18 protein-coding genes are annotated in these 20,614 nt (G+C 64.5%); 13 read left to right on the top strand and 5 right to left on the bottom strand.

The window, feature by feature from the left end; all coding sequences use genetic code 11:
- Positions 1-159: 159 nt before the first annotated feature.
- The 4 genes from carA to QZZ02_RS12825 all read left to right on the top strand — a co-directional run bounded on the left by carA (position 160) and on the right by QZZ02_RS12825 (position 5,316).
- Positions 160-1,332: a glutamine-hydrolyzing carbamoyl-phosphate synthase small subunit gene (carA, locus tag QZZ02_RS12840; RefSeq protein ID WP_291844984.1), complete on the top strand. Its 1,173-nt coding sequence runs from the start codon at positions 160-162 to the stop codon at positions 1,330-1,332.
- Positions 1,333-1,485: 153 nt separating this feature from the next.
- Positions 1,486-2,991, top strand: a complete 1,506-nt coding sequence (locus tag QZZ02_RS12835) for a peptide ABC transporter substrate-binding protein (RefSeq protein ID WP_291844980.1) — start codon at positions 1,486-1,488, stop codon at positions 2,989-2,991.
- On the top strand, positions 2,984-3,625 hold the full coding sequence (locus tag QZZ02_RS12830; RefSeq protein WP_291844977.1) for a hypothetical protein: 642 nt from the start codon (positions 2,984-2,986) through the stop codon (positions 3,623-3,625). Before QZZ02_RS12835 ends, QZZ02_RS12830 begins: the two co-directional genes overlap by 8 nt.
- 254 nt (positions 3,626-3,879) lie before the next feature.
- Positions 3,880-5,316: a metallophosphoesterase gene (locus QZZ02_RS12825; RefSeq protein ID WP_291844974.1), complete on the top strand. Its 1,437-nt coding sequence runs from the start codon at positions 3,880-3,882 to the stop codon at positions 5,314-5,316.
- Between the two features lie 12 nt (positions 5,317-5,328).
- On the opposite strand, the gene QZZ02_RS12820 is transcribed toward QZZ02_RS12825, so the two are convergent.
- On the bottom strand, positions 5,329-5,574 hold the full coding sequence (locus tag QZZ02_RS12820) for a helix-turn-helix transcriptional regulator (RefSeq protein ID WP_291844971.1): 246 nt from the start codon (positions 5,572-5,574) through the stop codon (positions 5,329-5,331).
- Positions 5,571-6,140: a DUF2975 domain-containing protein gene (locus QZZ02_RS12815; protein ID WP_291844968.1), complete on the bottom strand. Its 570-nt coding sequence runs from the start codon at positions 6,138-6,140 to the stop codon at positions 5,571-5,573. Before QZZ02_RS12815 ends, QZZ02_RS12820 begins: the two co-directional genes overlap by 4 nt.
- A gap of 441 nt (positions 6,141-6,581) precedes the next feature.
- Between QZZ02_RS12815 and carB the strand changes: the two genes are divergently transcribed.
- Both carB and greA read left to right on the top strand, forming a co-directional pair.
- Positions 6,582-9,839 (top strand): carbamoyl-phosphate synthase large subunit, encoded by a 3,258-nt coding sequence (carB, locus tag QZZ02_RS12810; RefSeq protein WP_291844965.1) that lies wholly within the window; start codon positions 6,582-6,584, stop codon positions 9,837-9,839.
- Between the two features lie 55 nt (positions 9,840-9,894).
- On the top strand, positions 9,895-10,368 hold the full coding sequence (greA, locus tag QZZ02_RS12805) for a transcription elongation factor GreA (RefSeq protein ID WP_291844962.1): 474 nt from the start codon (positions 9,895-9,897) through the stop codon (positions 10,366-10,368).
- 132 nt (positions 10,369-10,500) lie between these two features.
- Here the strand turns inward: greA and QZZ02_RS12800 are convergent, their stop codons facing one another.
- The 3 genes from QZZ02_RS12800 to QZZ02_RS12790 all read right to left on the bottom strand — a co-directional run bounded on the left by QZZ02_RS12800 (position 10,501) and on the right by QZZ02_RS12790 (position 14,226).
- On the bottom strand, positions 10,501-11,670 hold the full coding sequence (locus QZZ02_RS12800; RefSeq protein WP_291844960.1) for a saccharopine dehydrogenase NADP-binding domain-containing protein: 1,170 nt from the start codon (positions 11,668-11,670) through the stop codon (positions 10,501-10,503).
- 154 nt (positions 11,671-11,824) lie between these two features.
- Complete coding sequence (locus QZZ02_RS12795) at positions 11,825-13,837, bottom strand: peptidoglycan DD-metalloendopeptidase family protein (RefSeq protein WP_291844957.1); 2,013 nt, start codon at positions 13,835-13,837, stop codon at positions 11,825-11,827.
- Positions 13,837-14,226, bottom strand: a complete 390-nt coding sequence (locus tag QZZ02_RS12790; RefSeq protein ID WP_291844955.1) for a BlaI/MecI/CopY family transcriptional regulator — start codon at positions 14,224-14,226, stop codon at positions 13,837-13,839. The genes QZZ02_RS12795 and QZZ02_RS12790 overlap by 1 nt, the downstream gene beginning before the upstream one ends.
- A 193-nt stretch (positions 14,227-14,419) precedes the next feature.
- On the opposite strand from QZZ02_RS12790, the gene QZZ02_RS12785 reads away from it, so the two are divergent.
- The 7 genes from QZZ02_RS12785 to QZZ02_RS12755 all read left to right on the top strand — a co-directional run bounded on the left by QZZ02_RS12785 (position 14,420) and on the right by QZZ02_RS12755 (position 20,481).
- On the top strand, positions 14,420-15,253 hold the full coding sequence (locus QZZ02_RS12785) for a hypothetical protein (protein WP_291844953.1): 834 nt from the start codon (positions 14,420-14,422) through the stop codon (positions 15,251-15,253).
- Complete coding sequence (locus QZZ02_RS12780) at positions 15,246-16,121, top strand: hypothetical protein (RefSeq protein ID WP_291844951.1); 876 nt, start codon at positions 15,246-15,248, stop codon at positions 16,119-16,121. The genes QZZ02_RS12785 and QZZ02_RS12780 overlap by 8 nt, the downstream gene beginning before the upstream one ends.
- A 63-nt stretch (positions 16,122-16,184) precedes the next feature.
- Positions 16,185-17,180: a mitochondrial fission ELM1 family protein gene (locus QZZ02_RS12775; protein ID WP_291844949.1), complete on the top strand. Its 996-nt coding sequence runs from the start codon at positions 16,185-16,187 to the stop codon at positions 17,178-17,180.
- A gap of 17 nt (positions 17,181-17,197) precedes the next feature.
- Entirely contained in the window at positions 17,198-17,641 is a 444-nt protein-coding gene (locus QZZ02_RS12770) for a sulfur transferase domain-containing protein (RefSeq protein WP_291844948.1), read from the top strand.
- Between the two features lie 116 nt (positions 17,642-17,757).
- Complete coding sequence (gene trxB, locus QZZ02_RS12765) at positions 17,758-18,702, top strand: thioredoxin-disulfide reductase (protein WP_291844946.1); 945 nt, start codon at positions 17,758-17,760, stop codon at positions 18,700-18,702.
- Positions 18,703-18,771: 69 nt separating this feature from the next.
- A complete protein-coding gene (locus QZZ02_RS12760) occupies positions 18,772-19,338 on the top strand; it encodes a TetR/AcrR family transcriptional regulator (protein WP_291844944.1) in 567 nt (188 codons plus the stop codon).
- A 150-nt stretch (positions 19,339-19,488) separates the two neighbouring features.
- Positions 19,489-20,481: an aldo/keto reductase gene (locus QZZ02_RS12755; RefSeq protein WP_291844942.1), complete on the top strand. Its 993-nt coding sequence runs from the start codon at positions 19,489-19,491 to the stop codon at positions 20,479-20,481.
- Positions 20,482-20,614: the final 133 nt, after the last annotated feature.

Below are 20,614 nucleotides of genomic sequence, written 5' to 3'. Positions count from 1 at the left end.
GCATCTCTCCCCGCGCCCTTTCAGTCGTCACGACAGGTCCGCATCGCTATTGACCCGGCTCCCATCAGGGTCTAGCAGAGCGCCCGTTTACCCGCCCCTCGCCGCCAGCCGATTCCTGGCAGGGTGAGCGCGCCCCGCAAGACCCCTGGAGACCAAGTCATGACGTCCACGCCGACCCCCACACCGACCGGCGCGCTGGCGCTTGCCGACGGCAGCGTTTTCCTGGGCCACGGCACCGGCGCAACCGGCATGGCTCTGGGCGAGGTCTGCTTCAACACGGCAATGACCGGCCACCAGGAAGTCCTCGCCGACCCGTCCTACGCCGGCCAGGTCGTCTGCTTCACCTTCCCGCATGTCGGCAATGTCGGCGCCAATGCCGAGGACGAGGAGGCCGCCTCCGCGCCGGCCCGCAAGGCCGCGGTCGGCATGATCAGCCGCGCCAAGATCACGCCGCCGGCCAGCTGGCGTGCCCAGACGACCTTCGAGGAATGGCTGTGTACGCGCGGCATCGTCGCGCTCACCGGCATCGATACCCGCGCCCTGACCCGCAGGATCCGCGAGCACGGCATGCAAATGTGCGCCATCGCGCATGATCCGGCCGGCCATATCGATATCGATGCCCTCAAGGCCGCAGCAGCCGGCGCTCCGACGATGGAGGGCCGCGAACTGGCCGCCGATGTCGCCCGCACCGAGGGCGGTGACTGGCACGAGGGCAATTGGACGCTCGGCGAAGGCTATGCGGTCGGCCCGGAGACCGGTCCGCGCGTGGTCGTCCTCGATTACGGCGTGAAGGCCAATATCCTGCGCCTGCTGACCGGTGCCGGCGCCCGCGTCGCAGTGCTGCCGGGCAAGGCCTCGTTCGACGAGGTCAGCGCGCTGAACCCGGATGGTGTCGTCGTCTCGAACGGTCCGGGCGATCCGGCCGAAACCGGCAAATACGCCCTGCCGACGATCAAGGCCGTCATCGACGCCGGCATCCCGACGCTGGGCATTTGCCTGGGCCACCAGATGCTTGCCCTCGCGATCGGTGCCAGGACCGCAAAAATGCCCCAGGGCCATCATGGCGCCAACCACCCGGTCAAGAATTACGAGACCGGCCAGGTCGAGATCGTGTCGATGAATCACGGCTTTGCGGTGGATGGTGACAGTCTGCCCGACAATGCCGTCCAGACCCACATCTCGCTGTTCGACGGCTCCAATTCCGGCTTCAAGCTGGTCAACAAGCCGGTCTGGGCCGTCCAGCATCACCCGGAAGCCTCTCCGGGTCCGCAGGACAGTTTCGGCGTGTTTGACCGGTTCGTGGGTGAGCTCAAGGGCCGGGTTGAGGCGTAAGAGACCTCGACGACGCGATACCCGTCTTTGTGAACGGCTGGCGCAAAGCGCAAGATCGCCCATACATCACTTGCCAGCCAGTGCGCCGCTTTTCGAAGAAACACTCGCACTTTCACTGGACACAACCGTCACAAATCACGCCATCATGGCGGGATGCTGAACCGACGCGCCTTGCTTGCCGCCTCTGCGGCCACCGGCCTTGCGGCCTGCGGCCGCTCCGGACCGCCGCCCGGTCTCCTGCGCGTGGCCACCTCCGGCCTGCCCGACAGTCTCGATCCGGCGCGCGGTGAATTCGCCGCGGCGGCCCTGGTCTACAAGCAGATCCATGCCGGGCTGACCGAATACGCGCCGGACGGCTCGGTCGGGCCGGGCTTGGCCGAAGACTGGTCGGTGGACGAACGCGGCCTGGTCTGGACCTTCCGCCTGCGCGAAGGGCTCACCTGGTCGGACGGACATCCGCTCACGGCCGAGGATGTCGCCTGGTCGGCCCGGCGCATTGTCGACCCGGCCCAGAGCTTCGCCGTGCTGGGCGATTTCTATGCGGTCACGAATGCCCGCGCCGTCCATGCCGGTGATATGGCACCGGACCAGCTGGGCGTAGCCGCCCTCGATGACCGCACGGTCGAGGTCCGGCTTGAGACCCCGCTGGGTCTTTTCCCGACCCTGATGCGCGAATTCTACCCCTTCCCGCGCCATGTCATCGAGCGGGTCGGCCTGGACTGGGTGCGACCGGAGCATGTCGTGACGGCGGGGGCCTACACGGTTGCCGCCGAGAGCCAGATGAGCCTCGACCTCGTCCGTAATGCGCGTCACTACGCGGCCAGCCGGGTCGCGATTCCTGCCATCCGCCTCGACGGGGTGCGCGAGGACGCCACCCGGATGCGCCTGTTCCGCGCCGGCGATTACGACCTCGCCGACCGGCCACCGGCCAACCAGATCGATTACTGGCGCGAGCGGCTCGGGGCGCAATTCCAGAGTTTCGACGCGCCTGTCCTGCGCTATCTCAAAATCAATCATGCGCGCACCCCGCTGGATGATGTCCGGGTGCGCCGCCTGCTGTCGCGCGCCATCGACCGGTCCTTCCTGGCCCATGAATTCTACGCCGGCACGGCCCGTCCGACCGAGGTGGTGATACCCGGCGGGGTGATCACGGATGCCGGGCTTGCACCGCAAGCCGGCGGCGTCGCGCGTCCGCTGCAGATCCGCACCACGACCGGCGAAGGCGAACGCCTTGCGGTCGCGATCGCCGATGACTGGGGCCGGATCGGGATCGAAAGCGAGCTGCTGGTCAGCTATCCGACCGATCTCTACCAGGCCGTCGATGCCGGTGATTTCGACATTGCGATTTCCAGTTTCAATCGCGGCCTGAAATCCGATCCCTTCTTCATGCTCGACCCGTTCGCGCCCGGCGGTTTTGCCGACAATTTCGGCTGGCAGGACGACACTTTCGCCGAACTGATCAATGCCGCCAGGCGGCAGAACGCGGCTGCGGCCCGCGGTCAGCTCTACCTCGCCGCCATGGCGCGGCTGCACGACCGGATGGCCATCATCCCCCTCCTGCATGAGCGCGCCCACTGGCTGGTCGGGACACGCGTCGGCGGCACGCGGTCCGGCATCCAGCCGATGTTGTGGCGCGACCTGGAGCTGGTCGATGCATGACATGGAAGCGCAGCTGGAAGCGCGCTGGCACCAGCAAATGAATAGGCTCGGCTGGCGGGCCGGCGAGGCCGAGATTGCGGGTATTCTGGCCGCCTATGGCGAACCCCATCGCGCCTATCACGGCCTGTCGCACCTGATTTACATATTCGACGCGCTCGATGGTCTGGGCGATCTGGTCACCGACCCGCCCCGGGTCTGGATGGCGGCCTGGTATCACGACATCGTCTACGACACGCAACGCGATGACAATGAAGCCCGCAGTGCCGACCGGGCGTCCGCAGAATTGCCCGCACTGGGCGCGGCACCGGATCTGGTCATCCGGGTCAGGGCCCTGATCAACGCAACGGCCCATCATCAGGATGGCGGGCAGGACGAGGACGACAATCTCTTTCTCGATGTCGATTTCTCAATCCTCGGCGCGCCGGAGGATGTCTATGACCGCTATGCCGAAGGCGTTCGCAAGGAATACAGCTGGGCGCCGGACCTGCTCTACCGCAATGGCCGACGCGCCTTTCTCAAGTCGGCGCAGGCTGCGGAGCGCACCTTCCTGACGGACCGTTTCGAGGCTGAACTCGGTGCCCGTGCCCGGGCGAACATGCGGCGCGAATATCTCGCCTTGGGCGGAAAGCTCTGAGAATTCGCCAATCACCGCCCGCCGGACTTCGAACAACTTGCACGGATTGCAGCCCGCGCATCACTGACCCCGGCCGGTTTCAGGCGCGAACACACTCGATCCTGCCCGGCTTGCCTGTGGGCGCGGCCAGCCTGAACCCTCCGTTCCGCCCGACACAGGAAACCGGTACCCACCAAATCTCGCAAAGGTTGTTCTTGCCACATGCGCCATTTAAACTCGCCTTGCGCAGCCATTTGGGCTCCCGGGGGACTTTCATGACCGTTCAACTGCCTTCACGCCTCGCCAGCCTCGCCGCAGGCCTGCTCGTTCTCACAGCCTGCTACGAGGCACCCGATGGCCGGTCGATCACAACCGAACTCGTCGCGAACGAGGAAGCACCGGCTCAGGACGCGCCCCACGCCAATGCCATGCTCGCGGACAACGCGGCTGCGCCCACGCCAATCGCAACCGGCACGGGCGGCTCCTTCCTCGCCCTGTCCGATGTCCACCTGCTGTCGACCGACACGGCCTGCCCCGGGCACCATTGCGAGACATCGCCGTCCTTCTGGGCCGAAACGCAGACTTACGTCCAGACGCTGGTTGCGGCCGAACGACCGGACTTCATCATCTATCTCGGTGACATGCCGACCCACTCATCGCTTCCGGCGACGGTGCGCGATGACATCTTCGCCGGCGTTCTCAACGGCCTCGGCAACACGGCGGCCGGCACCGAGATTCCGGTGCTCTACCTGCCTGGCAATAACGACACGCTCGGACTGAACGAGGACTTCTACGGTCTCAACGATTACTGCCCCTTCACGGAAGACGACCAGACCGTCTTCAACGCGGTGGACGATCCGTTGCGCTGGCCGGTTCTGAATGGCAGTGCCGACATTGTCGACGGCAGCCACCGCGCCGACGGTTACTACGCCGCCCGCGTGCCGATCGGCGATTCAGGCTCGCACCTTCGGGTCCTGGCCCTCAATACCAATGTCTACACCTCGGCCTACACGCTTTGCAGCGATCTGGCCGTAGCGGTCGGCTCGGCCCAGCTGGACTGGCTCGCCGAACAGCTTGCCAGTGCCCGGACCGCCGGCGAGCCGGCGCTCCTTGCCATGCATGTGCCACCGGGACTGGATGGGTATCGGGGCAATGGCCAGTCCGAGCCGAACACGATGTGGGATCCCGACATGGCCTACCAGGGCAGCAATGCCGGCATGCAAGGCCGGTGGATGCAGGATGTCATGCTTGAGATTATTGCCGCGCACGAACCCGGGATCACGGGTCTTGTCGCAGGTCACACCCACCTCAATGGCATCCGGCGGCTGCACAGCTGCGACGCCGCCAGCACGGTGACCGAATTGCTGGTTTCTGTACCCGGCATCAGCACAGATCACCGCAATGCACCGGCCTTCAAACACATCCTGCTGGATGGGGCACTCGAGCCCGTCGGCGCCAGCACCCATGTCGCGACCTGGAACGGGTCAGCCCCGAGCTGGGCGTCCCCGACCATTTATGATTTCGCCACCAACTATCCCAATGCGGCAGCACCCGGCGCGACCCTTCTGGCCCAGGTCAACAGCATTGATGACGACGAGCGCCTGCAGGACATGCTCCGCTATCTCTACGCGCACGAGACCGCCGGTCCGCCTTCGGGACTGACCGATCCCGGATTCTTTCGCGAGGCCATGGAGGTGGCCTGCAGCCCTTAGCCTGCCACGGTATCAGGACGGCTCGGCCGTGCCTGGGCTGAACTCGAACAAATCGCCCGGCTGACAGTCCAGCGCGTCGCAAAGGGCGATCAGGGTTGAAAACCGGATGCCCCTGATCTTGCCGGTCTTGATCATCGACAGGGCCTGTTCGGACACACCGATCCGGTCCGCGAGCTCTTTCGAGCGAACCTTGCGGCGCGCCAGCAGGACATCGAGATGGACAATGATCTCGCCCGGCGGCTGCGCGTCGGCACTCACAGGATCAGCTCCAGCTCCTCGTGACGTTTGCGTCCCTCCGCCAGGATGAAGGCTATCAGGAAGAACAAGAGGGCTGCGCCGATCGATTCCAGATTATCCGTACCCAGCGAGACTTCCAGCGCGTTGAGGACATTGGGATTGCTGACCGACAGAAAGACCCCCATCAGCGTGTGCTCGAGCGGCGACCAGAGCGCCCCGACAAGGCTGGCCAGCGCGAACTGGCGAAAGCCGATCACCGCCGCGGCGGAAAAATAGGCGCCGCGCGCCGCTTCCTGAAACAGGACACGCAAATGGTAAAGGCCATAGAGCGTGATCGCCACGGCGACAGAGGACAGTCCGGCCGCGCCGAGCCGCACCGGCCAGATATACCAGGACAGGTCGTCTCCTCCGAACCCGTTGCCGGGGGCCGGCGTAGCGGCCACGCCGGATGCCCCGGGAAACAGCCAGATCCACCAGATCAGCGGCGGCATCACCAGGGCTATCAGACTGATCGCCCAGGCCAGAAACAGGCTCAGACGACGGATATGACGGTCGGAGGGCAGGTCGAGAGACGAGGTCCGGGGCACGGCACTGCCTTTCTGAATTAAAGTTTAACTTGAATTTTTTCTGATATTAGTTGAATCGTCTCGGGTCGGCAACCGGATGCGCCACCGTGATCAACCCAACCCCCAGCCGTCGCGGAAAATGGCGTTTGCCTCCTTCATCCAGCCCTTCCTCACGCCGGGCCGCCTGACGGAGCCCTGGTCCGGTTGCCGACACCAGCCAAGGCGCACAGCGTCCCCGGCCATGAATTTCCTGACCGTGCTTTGCCCATGTTTTCAGAGGCATGCCCGGAAAGCAGGATTTCGCACAGTTTCCCCCTCGCCATGGCGCCGATTCCGCGATAGGTACCCGCTTCAGCACCAAAACTGATCGCTCGCACGGCACTCCGTACCCGGAGGGTCGCTTCGAGCGCGCGCGTATGATGCGCCCCCGGGCGCCGAAGACGGGAAAAGAAGGCCACGCCCATGCCCAAACGTACTGACATCCAGTCCATCCTGATCATCGGCGCCGGCCCTATTGTTATCGGGCAAGCCTGCGAATTCGACTATTCAGGGGTTCAGGCGGTCAAGGCGCTCAAAGCCGAGGGCTACCGGGTCATCCTGGTCAATTCCAACCCGGCCACCATCATGACCGACCCGGAACTGGCCGACGCGACCTATATCGAGCCGATCACGCCAGACATGGTCGCCAAGGTGATCGAGAAGGAACGCCCCGACGCCCTGTTGCCGACCATGGGTGGCCAGACGGCGCTGAACTGCGCCCTCGAACTCGACAAGCGCGGCGTGCTGGACCTGTTCGGGGTCGAGATGATCGGCGCCAAGGCGGACGTGATCGACAAGGCCGAGAACCGCGAGCGCTTCCGCGACGCCATGGACAAGATCGGGCTGGAAAGCCCGCGCTCGCGCACCGTCCATTCGATGGCCGAAGCCGAAGCAGTGATGAACGAGATCGGCCTTCCCGCCATCATCCGCCCCTCCTTCACGCTCGGCGGCACGGGCGGCGGCATTGCCTACAATGTCGAGGAATACCGCCATATCTGCGGCACCGGCCTCGACGCCTCGCCGGTCGACGAGATCCTTGTCGAGGAATCCATCGTCGGCTGGAAAGAGTTCGAGATGGAAGTCGTCCGCGACAGGGCCGACAATTGCATCATCATCTGCTCGATCGAGAACGTCGATCCGATGGGTGTGCACACGGGCGATTCGATCACGGTCGCCCCGGCCCTGACCCTGACCGACAAGGAATACCAGATCATGCGGACGGCCTCGATCGCCGTTCTGCGCGAGATCGGTGTCGAGACCGGCGGCTCGAACGTGCAGTTTGCGGTCGACCCGGCCGACGGTCGCATGGTCGTCATCGAAATGAACCCGCGCGTCTCGCGTTCCTCGGCCCTGGCCTCCAAGGCAACCGGCTTCCCGATTGCCAAGGTCGCGGCCAAGCTCGCGGTCGGCTACACGCTCGACGAGATTGCCAACGACATCACCGACGGGGCGACCCCCGCTGCCTTCGAGCCGACAATCGACTATGTCGTCACCAAGATCCCGCGCTTTGCCTTCGAGAAATATCCCGGCGCCGAAGCCAAGCTTTCGACCTCGATGAAGTCGGTCGGCGAAGCCATGGCGATCGGCCGCACCTTCCAGGAAAGCATGCAGAAGGCCCTGCGCTCGATGGAAACCGGCCTGACCGGTTTTGACGAGATCGAGATCCCCGGCGTCGATGATGCCGTCGATCTTGATGCCCGCAAGCAGGCCGTGCGCGCAGCCCTCGCCATGGCCACGCCCGACCGCCTGCGTGTCATCGCCCAGGCCTTCCGCGAAGGCCTTTCGGTCGAGGAAGTCGAGCGCGCCTCGCTCTATGAACCGTGGTTCCTGCGCCAGATCGAGGAATTGATCACCACCGAGGACGACATTGCCACACTGGGCCTGCCGGACACGCCCGACGCTTTCCGCGACATCAAGGCGATGGGCTTTTCCGACGCCCGCCTGGCCAAGCTGGTAAAGACGGAAGAGGCCGATATCCGCAAGGCGCGCCGCGACCTGGGTGTGCGCCCGGTCTTCAAGCGCGTTGATACCTGCGCCGCCGAATTCTTCGCCGCAACGCCTTATATGTACTCGACCTATGAGCTGCCGGCCTTTGGCGGGCAGACGGATTGCGAGAGCGATCCTACGGATGCGAAGAAAGCGATCATCCTGGGCGGCGGCCCGAACCGGATCGGCCAGGGCATCGAGTTCGATTATTGCTGCTGTCATGCCGCCTTCGCCTTTGGCGAGATGGGCATCGAGTCGATCATGGTGAACTGCAACCCGGAAACCGTCTCGACCGATTATGACACGGCAGACCGTCTCTATTTCGAGCCACTGACCATTGAGGACACGCTCGAGCTCATCGAGACCGAGCGCGAACGCGGCACGCTGCTGGGCGTGGTCGTCCAGTATGGCGGCCAGACCCCGCTCAAGCTGGCTGCCGAGCTGGAAGCGGAAGGCGTGCCGATCCTCGGCACTGCGCCGGACGCCATCGATCTGGCCGAAGACCGCAAGCGCTTCAAGGACCTGCTGGACAATCTCGGCCTCAAACAACCGCCGAACGCGATCGCGTCGTCGGATGCCGAAGCGCGCGCCGCTGCCGAGAAGCTCGGTTTCCCGCTGGTCCTGCGCCCCTCCTATGTGCTCGGCGGCCGGGCCATGGAAATCATCCGCGAGATGGACAGTTTCGAGCGCTATATCCGCGAGGCCGTGAACGTTTCCGGCAAGTCGCCGCTGCTCCTGGACCGCTATCTGACCGATGCCGACGAGATTGATGTCGATGCGATCTGCGATGGCACCGATGTCTGGGTTGCCGGCGTGATGCAGCATATCGAGGAAGCCGGCGTGCACTCCGGCGACAGCGCCTGCTCCCTGCCGCCCTACAATCTCTCCGACGAGATGATCGCCGAACTGAAGGCCGAGACCGTCGCCATGGCAAGGGCCATCGGCGTGAAAGGCCTGATGAACGTCCAGTTCGCGGTCAAGAACGGCGAGATCTACGTGCTGGAAGTCAATCCGCGCGCCTCGCGCACCGTGCCCTTCGTTGCCAAGGCGATCGGCCTGCCGGTGGCCAAGATTGCCGCCAAGGTCATGGCCGGCACGCCGCTGAAGGAATTCGGCCTGAAGGATCCGGCGCCCAAGCACATCTCGGTCAAGGAAGCCGTCATGCCCTGGGCCCGCTTCCCCGGTGTCGATCCGGTGCTCGGCCCGGAAATGCGCTCGACCGGTGAAGTCATGGGGATCGACAGCACATTCGAGGCCGCCTTCGCCAAGGCCGAGCTCGGTGCCGGCATCGCCCTGCCGCGCAAGGGCGCCGTCTTCATCTCGCTGAAGGAAGGCGACAAGGCAGCCATGATCGAACCTGTGCGCGTGCTGAAAATGCTCGGCTTCACCATTCTCGCGACCGGCGGAACGGCCAAGACCTTCGAAGAGGCCGGCATACCGGTCACGCGTGTGAACAAGGTCTTTGAGGGACGCCCCCACATTGTCGACGCCATGAAGAATGGCGAAGTGCAGTTGATCTTCAATACGACGGAAGGCCGCCAGTCCCATCTGGACAGCTATTCGATTCGCCGGTCTGCGCTTGAAGCGCGCATACCCTGCTACACGACCGCGTCGGCTGCGCGGGCCGCGATCGCCTCCCTGCGCCGCATTGATGAGGGAGCGCTTGAACCTCAGGCGCTGCAGACCTACTCTTGATGGTCAATTAAGCGGAGGCTAGCCTGTCTCCTCTTTCCCGAAGATAAGTGGTCGCATGAACAAGATCCCGATGACCGTTGCCGGGCAGATTGCCCTCGACGAAGAGCTGAAACGTCTGAAAACCGTCGAACGCCCCGCCGTGATCGCGGCGATCTCTGAGGCGCGCGAGCATGGCGACCTGTCAGAGAATGCCGAATACCATGCGGCAAAGGAGCGTCAGGGCTGGATTGAGGGCCGTGTGCAGGAGCTTGAGGACAAGCTCGCCCGCGCCCAGGTGATCGACATCACCAAAATGTCCGGCGACACCGTCAAGTTCGGCGCCACGGTGACCGTGCTCGATGAAGACACTGAACAGCAGGCGACCTACCAGATCGTTGGCGAAGACGAAGCGGATGTGAAATCGGGCAAGATCTCGATCTCCTCGCCGATCGCCCGCTCGATGATCAACAAGGAAGTCGGCGATGTTGCCGAGGTGAACGCGCCGGGTGGCCTCAAGAGCTATGAGATCATGTCGGTGAGCTGGGGGTAAGTCTCCCGCTCCAACGCGATGACATGCCAAACCGGCGCTCCGATGGGGCGCCGGTTTTGCGTTGGGGGGAGCCCGGCCTCGCTTGATGCGGCGCCGGGCCCTGAAAACCGTGGCGCAGGTGGCCGAGCGCCCCTACCCCTCAATCGCAAACCTCAACCCGGCATGCTTTTGCAGGCGCTTGATCAACGCGTCGCCCATGGCCGGGGCGGTGGTGTAGACGCCACCGGGCGTGGTGTCGCGATCGACATCGAAGGCGAGGCACAGGCCGGCCTCGGCGATCATGCGCGAGGTCGAGCCATAGCCCGGGTCCCGCGTGCCGGAGACGCTGGCCGTCATCCGCTCGCCATCCTTGGTCAGGCCGGTGAACATGACGTCGTAAAAGCCCGTCTCGCGCTCTTCCTTCGAGGGGCCCTCGCCCGGCTTGGGCGGGTTTTCCGACATCGACTTGTCATTGGCGATCATCTTGGCGAAGCTCTCGCCCTGCTCGCCCGGACCGGTCAGGAACATCTCGTCATAGACGAAGTCCTCGCCATAGAGATGACCCAGGAGTGCGTTCGAGCGGTGCACATTCTTGGTGTTGATCGAGGCCATGATGAAAGGCGCGGACCAGGAATCGAGATCCGCCTCGAACACGACTTTCGAGCCGCTCGGCTGTTTCGGCCCCTCAAAGCCCGGCACCAGCGAGAACGGATCCTTGAGCCAGCCGATGATCTCCGGCTGCTTGCCGGCGCGCTTCATGGTTTCCGCAAAGCTGGCCGCTGTGCCGCCGGAGAAGGTCCCCTTCATCTTGCGGACGCGGCCCTTCACCTGTGTGATCGGCGCCCCTGTACTGGCAATGGCGGCCTGTTGCAGGTGATAGACGCCAAGGTCGAAGGGGATGGAGTCGAAGCCACAGGACAGGACAATGCGGGCGCCACTGGCCCGCGCCGGTGCGTCATAGGTGCGGATGATGTCATGCATCCAGGCCGGCTCGCCGCACAGATCGACATAATCCGTTCCCGCCGCCACGCAGGCCTTCACCAGCGGCTCGCCGTAAAGCTGGTACGGCCCGACCGTGGTGACCACGGCCCGCGTCTTCGCGGCAAGTGCATCCAGCGAGGCCGGGTCGGAACTGTCAGCGAGCAGCAGCGGCGTGTCGGACGGGGCGCCGATCAGGTCGCGCACCTCGGCCAGCTTGGCCTCGGACCGGCCCGCCATGGCCCAACGGATCGCCGCATGCTCTGCAGCGAGATACTCGGCCACGAGACGCCCGGTAAAACCCGTCGCCCCATACACCACGATATCGAATTCACGTTCTGCCATTGTCATCCCCGATCGTTGAAAATCTGCTTTGTGTTCGTGATGGCGAGGATAATTGGATGATCAGGACCATACCCGCAAGTCGAAGCTCCAGCCGCGCACACAAAAGGGGCGACCGACAGGCCGCCCCTTTTCACGTCGCGCGGATCGATTGCGCCTAGCGGAGCCCGGTCACATGGGCCGCCGGATCAACGCGCTGGCCATTATGGCGGACCTCGAGGTGCAGGTGAGGCCCTGTCGAGCGTCCGGTCGAGCCGACCGTGCCGATCTCCTCGCCCGCCGCCACTGTGGCGCCCGCGCCGACCTCGATATCCTGCATGTGGGCGTAGAGTGTCTCCCAGCCATTGCCATGATCGATGACGACCGTATTGCCCCAGGCCGGCCAGCCATTATAGCCCGCCTCGGCATGGCGCACCGTGCCGCCGGCAGCGGCCAGGATCGGCGTGCCTGACGGGGCGGCGATGTCGATACCGCCATGATCGGCCTCGGCGCCGGCCGGACGGGACGGACGATTGCCGAAATGCGAGGTCACGCGGCCGGCAGCAACCGGATGGAAAAAGGACGCCGGCGCCGGTGGCTCGACGCGACGCAAGGCGCGCGGCGCCTCTGCGGGTTTCGGCTCGGAGGTCGCGGTCGGTGTGGCTTCCGGAGTGCGCGATGCGGCCGGGAAGGGTTCGCGGGCACCGCCGCGCGGTGCGGGCTCACGCGTCGGTTCCACGCGCTCGGGTGCGACCGGGGCTTCAGGAAAAACATAGTCACCGTCTTCCGTACGCCAGTCGACATCGACATCGACATCCCCGTCAAAGCGCATCGTATTGCCGGCTTCGTCGGTGAAGGCGAATTCACGTGTCTCGCCGTCTTCGCTGGAGAAGAAGACAATCTCGCCCTCACCCCCCTCGGGGATGAACATCATATTCTGACCGGCATCGCCGAACGACATTTCCAGATTGCCATCCTCATCCGGATCAGCCTCGGTGAAGATGAGGGTGCGGCCGTCCTCCGTCCGGAAGACCATATCGCCATCCGTACCGTCATGTTCATGCAGTTCGGAGTCCGGACCGAAGGCGTGCTCCTCGTGCAGCTCATCGCTGAAATGGTGCTCGTGATCGCCGCCCGCTTCGGTCTCGCCATCCGGGGCCGCATAGAAGCGCACGGCATGATTGGCGGCCGGATTCTCCAGATTCACCGCCAGCTGTGTGCGTTCGGTCAGCGCCGCCTGGGCGCAGGCCACCGGAAGGACGGACACGCCGGCCAGCATGACCGCCAGAAGGCGCGAGGACGGGCGGGCGGAACGGCCCGACAATATGGCTTTGATACGCATTTCTCGATGTCTCCTGTCATCGGGTCCGAAGGCCGAAACCAGCCGGGCCGGACTTCTCATCATGGTGATCAGCGTCGACGCATAGGGCTTGCGCTCCGCGTCCCCCAGCGTTTCCAGACTTTCCGAATCGCAATCGATCTCGCGCGCCTCGTGGAGCTCGCGCTCGATGCGGCGGAGCGGCCAGTGGAACCACAGCGCGACCATGAGCGCTGCGCCCAACAGGCGATCCTGCTCGTCGCCGCGGCGGTAGTGGACGAGTTCATGGGTCAGGGCATAACGGCTGGCCGCCATGTCATCGAGCAGGTCCGGCGCGGCCAGGATGACCGGGTTCCAACCGGTCAGAAGCGGCGAGGCCAGCCCGTCGCGCAGACGGAAATCCGGTGTCTCGACACCGACCCGTGACGCCAGGACAGACAGATAATCCTGGGCGATCTCCGGTGCGGGGCGGCTCGCGGCAAGCAGGCGGGCGCGGCGGTGATGGCGCAGCGCAGCGCCGGCCAGGGCGACCAGCAGACCGGCGAGGTAGAGCCCGGCGAGCACAAGCAGCCAGTTGATCGACATCATGATCGCGGCCGGATCAAGGCCGGATGTCTGCTGCAGATACGCGCCGCCCGCGCGGGGGGGACCGTCCGGCAGGGGCGCATGCATCGGCGCGATCATGGTCTCGGGAATGAAATAGATGACCGGTGCCAGAAGCAGCGGCGCCAGGGCAGCCCAGCGCGCGACGCGCCACAGACCCGCCCCGCCGCGACCGCGACCGGTCAGCCAGCCGGCGAAGGCGAGCGCGCACAGGCCGGACACGAGCGAGAGCGCAGCGCCGACCACCAGGGCTTCGAAAAGGCCGGACATCAGCGTCCCTCCCCGTCAGTCTCGCCTTCGGTCTCAAGCAGACGGGTCAGCGCCTCCGCTTCGGCATCCGAGAACAGGCGGCTATTGGCGAAGGTTGTGGCCGGCAGCGGCCCGTCCATGTCGAGGACATTGGCGGCAAACTCACGGATCAGGCGCCCCATCAGCGTGACTTTCTCGACCCGGGCCTCGAACACCGACAGGCCGTGCACGTCGCGGCGCGCCACCAGACCCTTCTCGGTCATCCGCGCCAGCAGGGTCCGCGTGGTTGAATAGGACCAGCCGGTCGCCGCCTCGATGCGGCTCTGGACTTCCCGCGCCGATTGCGGACCGGCCGTCCACAAATGCTTGAGAACGGCCAGTTCGGCCTGTGAAGGTGTGGTTGTGGTCATGTCGAACGTCACCGCTTCGCTACAATCGTCTCATGATGTTACGTTTGTAGCAGTCCATGTCAAATTACGGCCTATTCATGTTCGCGAGCGACCGCCGCCCGGCCGACCGCCCCGGTGCTGCGTGACTCGATCCCGCTATGGTTGTATTATTCCGTTTTCAAGAGACGCCTGAGACCATGGGGGCATCGGGGCGATGGACTGGAATGAGATTCTGCAAAAGACCCGCAAGAACGGGCTGACTGCGGGCCTGGTATCGCTGGTGGCCGTCCTCGTCCCGACCGTTCTCACGATCTCCACCGAGGCGATCAGCAGCACGATCCAGTCCTGGTCCGCGGGTTGCCGCATCGTGATCGACTCCCGCCGCCATTCCATGGGCGACGCCTCCGGTTCGACCGAGGGTCGGATATATCGGGTCCGGACGCAGGGGGCGACCCCGGACCATGCCGAACTCACGATCGGCACGCAGACCCGCATGACCGAGGCCACACCGCTGATCTACCGGGTCGAGATCATTGATGACCCTGATCGGGCCTATTCGCTTCGGCATCCCTATCTGGGCGAGCGCTGTGAAGGGGGCCGAGAATCCGCCAATGGCGTCGACATCGACCGGTTCGATAGGTTGTGCCTCGAGGAAACGAATTTCCTGCAACGCCCCTCCGACGCCGATAGCCCGGAATTCGATGTGCCGGAAAACTGGATGCCGCGCGAAACGAGCGACCGCTATTCCGCCGGTGCCGTTGGCCTGAGGATCGACCCCTTGGTCCGAAATTTCGCGCTGTACCTGTTCGTCGAGACCAACCGGCCCGGCCAGGCCCTGCCGGCGCGGCTGGAATACGACTACGCTGATCAGCTCCAGCCCTGCACGCTGGAGCGCGCCAATCTTTTCAACCAGTTCGCCTTCCTGAACGCCTACCAGAAAGTGCTCTTCCTGGCAGTCTGTGTCGGCTTCATCCTTGTCATTTATGCCGCCCTCGCACGGCTGCGTCGACGAGAGGCGGCATCATCCGGGGAGAATGACCGTGTCTAGACTTTATCTGCTGGCCCTTGGCCTGGCCGCCACCCTGTTCAGCCCGGTCTGGGCCCAGGACCCGAAAGCGGAAATCATCGTCCGCGCCGCGCGGGTCAACGAAACCACGCCCTTTCCCGGACTGGGCGAAATCCGGGTCAGGCGTGACCTTGCGGATGCCGAAAAGGTCTGTGCCGTCCGGACGGACCCGAATGGCTATTATCAGTGCAACTTCACCTGTTTGCCCGGTGAAATAATCGGTCCGGAGCTGATTGCCTTCGAGTTTCCGCGCTATGGCAGCTATTCGACGCCGTCCAGGGAGGAATTCCGGCTCGACCACGAGACCTGCTCCTTTCAGCCAGCAGACCCGCCAACGGCGGTTTACGGACAGCGCATTCTGGCCAGCGCCAATGTCAGCGCCGCCTTCGCGCAGAGTTTCGACGCAACCGGCTATGCCGACCTGGCAACCACCGACTCCGGCACATTGCAGGAACGATTCCGCCACCTCGCGGAATTCGACCGTCAGGCTTTTACCCTGGTGAGTGCAGACATTGAGGATCTGCAATATGTCAACCTGACCGATGCGCCCCGAGAGGCCGCAAGCTATGGCAATGTCCTGTCCTATTCGGTCGCGACGATGGCGTCGACACTCACCGTCGATGCCGGACTGGAACCAGCCCCCTTCACCGATCCCGACCAGCTGGTCCCCTATGTCCAGGATTCGGTGGACCGTATCCTGCGCGAAGGCCTGCTGGACGGGTTCGCTCCGGAGACGGTCCAGAGCATACAGCAGCTCAGCGACCAGCTCGCCCAGACCCAGCGGCTGGACCGGCGTGAACTCTCGACGCTGGAGAGCGCTTTCGTTCTTGCACCCGCCCAGCCACAGTAGCTGACGGCGGGCTCCGGCGTTGCGTGCTTGACCGGGATGCGCACCCACGCTGAAACTCTGCGCATGTCCTCACCTGCTGTGCCAAAAGAGTCCGTAACGCTGCATACCGTCATCTGGGTCGTCTCGGATGGCCGCCGCGGCATCGAGAACCAGGCGCTCGGCCTGGCCGAGGCGGTGGCCGTCGGCCTCGATGGCGACACCGTAATCGAGCGGGTGACGGTCAGGAAGGACGGCTTCGTGACCCTGCCGGCCCATTCCCATCCGGATATCTGGATCGGTTGCGGACGCGCGGCCATACCACTGGCACAACGCCACAGACGGATTTTTCCCGAGTGCTTTTTCGTCTATGTCCAGGATCCACGCACGCGCCACGCCGATTTCGACCTGATCATTGCGCCCCGCCACGACCGCCTGAGCGGCGCCAATGTGCTGACCATGACCGGCTCGCCCAACCGGGTCACCGACGATGTCCTGACCGCGGGCGCTGTCGAATTCGAGCGCGAGCTGGCTGCCCTGCCGGGCAAGCGGGCTGCCGTGCTGATCGGCGGCGATTCCAAGCGCTTCCGGCTGGACACGGCGAGCGCCGATTATCTCGAGAGTCGGCTCGACAGCCTGCTCGACCGGGGCCTGTCGCTGATGATCACCGTGTCGCGGCGCACGCCGGACAATGTACGGACGCGTTTCCGACAGCATTTCAGCGAACGTCCGAACGCATGGTATCATGACGGCGACGGCGCGAACCCCTATTTCGCCTTCCTGGCAGCGGCCGACTGGATATTCGTTACCGAAGAATCGACCAACATGCTGGTCGAGGCCTGCACGACAGGGACACCGGTCTATGTTCTGCCGCTGACCGGAACGCCGGGCAAGTTCGCCCGCCTGCACGCCGACCTCGAAGCGCACGGCGCCGTCCGCCCCTATCTCGGCCAGCTCGACAGCTGGACCTACACGCCGCTGCATGAGACGCAACGGGTCGCGCATGCCTGCCTCGCACGCTACCTTCAGCATCGCCAACACATGACCGGGCAACCGGTCGCAGCCGGGCGACAAGCGCCCTGATCCGAGAGGGAGAGTTCATGACCCCGCCGAATGACGCCGCCATCGTGGCCCGCCACAACTCGGTCTGGCTGGCCAGTCAGCCGAACGAAGCCGATCTTGACGCCTGGGCCGCGGACGGAGCCCGGATTGTCATCAATTCCCGCACCCATGAGGAAACAGCCAGCCTGCCCTTTGACATGGCCGCGGCCGTGGCGGCGCGCGGCATGCATTATGTCGAGATGCCGATTGGCGGCAGCCATGGCGCCGGTCCGGCCCTCACCCGGGCGCTGGGCGAAATCCTGCAGGCCGATGACGGCCCGGTGGTGATGCACTGCCGGTCGGGAACCCGTTCGGCGCATCTCTACGCAGCCCACCTGATCGCGACCGGCCAGGCCGGTGATGATCCGTTCGAGACCATGAACTGGCCGGGCGGTCGCGATCCCGGCATGGTGCGCGCCCTGCTGCCGCCTGTCGGCGCTTAGCCGATCCGCAGAATCCGGCTGCAATGGCGGGCAGGCAAATGCCCGGCGACCGCCTATATAGGGGGTCAATCCCTTATCCGGGGGCTCAGCCCCCTCGCATGACTTGAGGTTCGACCATGTCCGAGACGCGTCACTCGCGCCTGATAATCATTGGTTCCGGCGCTGCCGGTTACACTGCCGCCATCTATGCCGCCCGCGCCATGCTCGAGCCGACACTGATCGCCGGCCTGCAGCCCGGTGGCCAGCTGACCATCACCACGGACGTGGAAAACTATCCCGGCTTCGCCGATGTCATCCAGGGGCCCTGGCTGATGGAGCAGATGCGTGAACAGGCTGAAAAGGTCGGTACCGACATGGTGTCCGACATCATTGTCGAAGCCGACCTGAAGGTCCGACCCTTCGTGCTCAAGGGCGATAGCGGCACGGTCTACACCGCCGACAGTGTCATCATCGCAACCGGCGCCCAAGCCAAATGGCTGGGCCTTGAGAGCGAACAGAAATTCCAGGGCTTTGGTGTCTCGGCCTGTGCGACGTGTGACGGTTTCTTCTACCGCGGCAAGGAAGTCGTGGTCGTCGGAGGCGGCAATACCGCCGTTGAGGAAGCCCTCTTCCTGACCAATTTCGCCTCCAAGGTGACCCTGGTGCACCGGCGTGACAGCCTGCGCGCCGAAAAGGTGATGCAGGACCGCCTGTTCAAGCACGAAAAGATCGAGGTGGTCTGGGACAGTGAGGTCGAGGAAGTCCTCGGCGATACCAATCCGCCAGGCGTGACCGCCGTGCGCGTCAGGAACGTAAAGACCGGCGCGACCACGGATATTCCAGCGCATGGCTTCTTCGTTGCGATCGGCCACGCCCCGGCCACCGAGCTCTTTCTCGATCAGCTTGAAACCAAGGAAGGCGGCTATCTGGTGGTTGAACCGGGCACGCCGAAAACCTCGATACCCGGCGTGTTCGCCGCCGGCGATGTCACTGATGACGTCTACCGCCAGGCCGTGACGGCCGCCGGCATGGGCTGCATGGCGGCGCTCGACGCAGAACGCTATCTCGCGTCGCAGGAATAGTCGGCCACGCGATCGCGCCGGGCCGCGGCGCGCGGTTGCGGGAGCCGGGGCGCGAAAAAGGGTTGGATTATGCTGGATGATCTGAGCACGACCCGGAACCGCATCATGCGCGCCGCCCTCGACCTGGTCGCAACCGAGGGCTTTGCCGCCACGACGACGGCAGCCATCGCGCGTCAGACCGGGCTTGCCGAGGGCACGCTCTATCGCCACTTCCCCGGCAAGGATGCCCTCTTCCTGGCGATCTATCGCCAGCTCAAGCAGGAAGTCTTCGAAACGGTTCAGGCCAAGACCGTGCCCGGCGGCTCGCTGCGTGACCGTTTCGGGCAGCTATGGATGGGCGTCTGGCATGCCTATCTGTCCGACCCGGCCGCTTTCACCTATGGCCAGCGTTTCGCGGAAAGCCCGCTCTCGGGCAGCGAAGGCGCCGCCCATGAGGGTTTCCACCAGCACGTCACCGATCTGATGCAGGACGGCAAGGACGCCGGTCTGATCAAGCCATTGCCCGGCGCCGTGCTGCGCGCCTTCTTCTTCCCGCCATTGGTTTCGATGCTCAAACAGGCCTTGGCCGGCCATGTCTGGAGCGGGTCTGATATCGACGCCGCGATCGAAGCGGCATGGGACAGCTGGGCCGTCTGAGGCTATAATTCTCCTGTCGCCCTTGTGCCGGGTGGTCGGGCACACAATATGTGAGTGAGCACTCACACGCTGACCCGTCAGGGACAGTGTCCGGGTGCCTGGCGCCAATTCAACCGCCGCACCGGGTGCGGACGGGATCGGGAGATCATCATGCTGAAACGCGAAATCGGACATAGCGGCATTTTCGTCAATGCGATCGGACTGGGCTGTATGGGCCTGTCGGAATTCTACGGCCCCGCCGTGGAGACCAAGGACGGCGTCGCCCTGCTGCACGCCGCCATCGAGGCCGGCGTCAATCATTTTGACACCGCCCAGCTCTACGGCATGGGCGCCAATGAACGCCTGCTCGGGGAAGCCTTTCACGACCGCCGCGACAAGGTCGTCATCGCCACCAAGTTCGGGCCGGTCCGCGACAAGCAGACCGGTGCCTTCCTCGACGTCGACGGTTCGGAAGCCAATATGCGGTCTGCCATCGAAGACTCGCTGCGCTTTCTCCGGACCGACCATGTCGATCTCTACTATCTGCACCGGGTCGATCTGAAGACTCCGATCGAGGAAACCGTCGGGGCCATGGCCAAGCTGGTGGAAGAAGGCAAGGTACGCGCGCTTGGCCTATCGGAAGCCTCGGCCGATACGCTGCGACGGGCCCACAAGGTCCATCCGATCGCAGCGCTGCAATCGGAGTATTCGATTTTCTCGCGCGATATCGAGGAAGGTCCACTCAAGGCCGTCGATGAAATCGGTGCCTCGCTGGTTGCTTATTCACCGCTAGGGCGCGGACTTCTGACCGGCCGCTACACGCCGGACCATGAGCCGGAAAAGGGGGATTTCCGCTCTGCCGCCACCCAGCCACGTTTCGAGTCCGAGGCCCTGAAGGCCAATCTCGAACTGGTCGAGGAGGTCAAGGCGATCGCCGGGGCCCACAATGCCAAGCCGGCGCAGATTGCGCTCGCCTGGGTGCTTGGCCGCGGGGACAATGTCCTGGCGATTCCGGGTACGACCAGGCTGGCAAACCTGGAATCCAACCTCGCCAGTGCCGAGATCGGCCTTGCAGCGTCGGAACGCGAACGGCTTGATGCCCTGGCCGACCGGGTGAAAGGCGCCCGCTATCCGGCCAGCCGTTCGAGCAATATCAACGCCTGATACCGGGCGCGAAAAAGCGGGAGTGTGTCCGATTTTTCGGCACACTCCCCCTTGCCGCGACGCGGAAGCTCGGTACGGTACGCGCCGGTCGCGGCCCGAAAGGTGTCGTCCCTGCACCTGATCCGGGATTTTC

It is taken from the genome of Maricaulis sp., from assembly GCF_015665295.1.
Taxonomy (GTDB): domain Bacteria; phylum Pseudomonadota; class Alphaproteobacteria; order Caulobacterales; family Maricaulaceae; genus Maricaulis.
The sequence above is the reverse complement of the archived record's forward strand: the minus strand, read 5'-3'. Positions and strand labels throughout refer to the sequence as shown.

What these genes read in the sequence shown, in the direction of transcription:
- carA (WP_291844984.1), top strand. Translation starts at nt 160, where the DNA reads ATGACGTCCACGCCGACCCCCACACCGACCGGCGCGCTGGCGCTTGCC.
- QZZ02_RS12835 (WP_291844980.1), top strand. Translation starts at nt 1,486, where the DNA reads ATGCTGAACCGACGCGCCTTGCTTGCCGCCTCTGCGGCCACCGGCCTT.
- QZZ02_RS12830 (WP_291844977.1), top strand. Translation starts at nt 2,984, where the DNA reads ATGCATGACATGGAAGCGCAGCTGGAAGCGCGCTGGCACCAGCAAATG.
- QZZ02_RS12825 (WP_291844974.1), top strand. Translation starts at nt 3,880, where the DNA reads ATGACCGTTCAACTGCCTTCACGCCTCGCCAGCCTCGCCGCAGGCCTG.
- carB (WP_291844965.1), top strand. Translation starts at nt 6,582, where the DNA reads ATGCCCAAACGTACTGACATCCAGTCCATCCTGATCATCGGCGCCGGC.
- greA (WP_291844962.1), top strand. Translation starts at nt 9,895, where the DNA reads ATGAACAAGATCCCGATGACCGTTGCCGGGCAGATTGCCCTCGACGAA.
- QZZ02_RS12800 (WP_291844960.1), bottom strand. Translation starts at nt 11,670, where the DNA reads ATGGCAGAACGTGAATTCGATATCGTGGTGTATGGGGCGACGGGTTTT.
- QZZ02_RS12795 (WP_291844957.1), bottom strand. Translation starts at nt 13,837, where the DNA reads ATGTCCGGCCTTTTCGAAGCCCTGGTGGTCGGCGCTGCGCTCTCGCTC.
- QZZ02_RS12790 (WP_291844955.1), bottom strand. Translation starts at nt 14,226, where the DNA reads ATGACCACAACCACACCTTCACAGGCCGAACTGGCCGTTCTCAAGCAT.
- QZZ02_RS12785 (WP_291844953.1), top strand. Translation starts at nt 14,420, where the DNA reads ATGGACTGGAATGAGATTCTGCAAAAGACCCGCAAGAACGGGCTGACT.
- QZZ02_RS12775 (WP_291844949.1), top strand. Translation starts at nt 16,185, where the DNA reads ATGTCCTCACCTGCTGTGCCAAAAGAGTCCGTAACGCTGCATACCGTC.
- QZZ02_RS12770 (WP_291844948.1), top strand. Translation starts at nt 17,198, where the DNA reads ATGACCCCGCCGAATGACGCCGCCATCGTGGCCCGCCACAACTCGGTC.
- trxB (WP_291844946.1), top strand. Translation starts at nt 17,758, where the DNA reads ATGTCCGAGACGCGTCACTCGCGCCTGATAATCATTGGTTCCGGCGCT.
- QZZ02_RS12760 (WP_291844944.1), top strand. Translation starts at nt 18,772, where the DNA reads ATGCTGGATGATCTGAGCACGACCCGGAACCGCATCATGCGCGCCGCC.
- QZZ02_RS12755 (WP_291844942.1), top strand. Translation starts at nt 19,489, where the DNA reads ATGCTGAAACGCGAAATCGGACATAGCGGCATTTTCGTCAATGCGATC.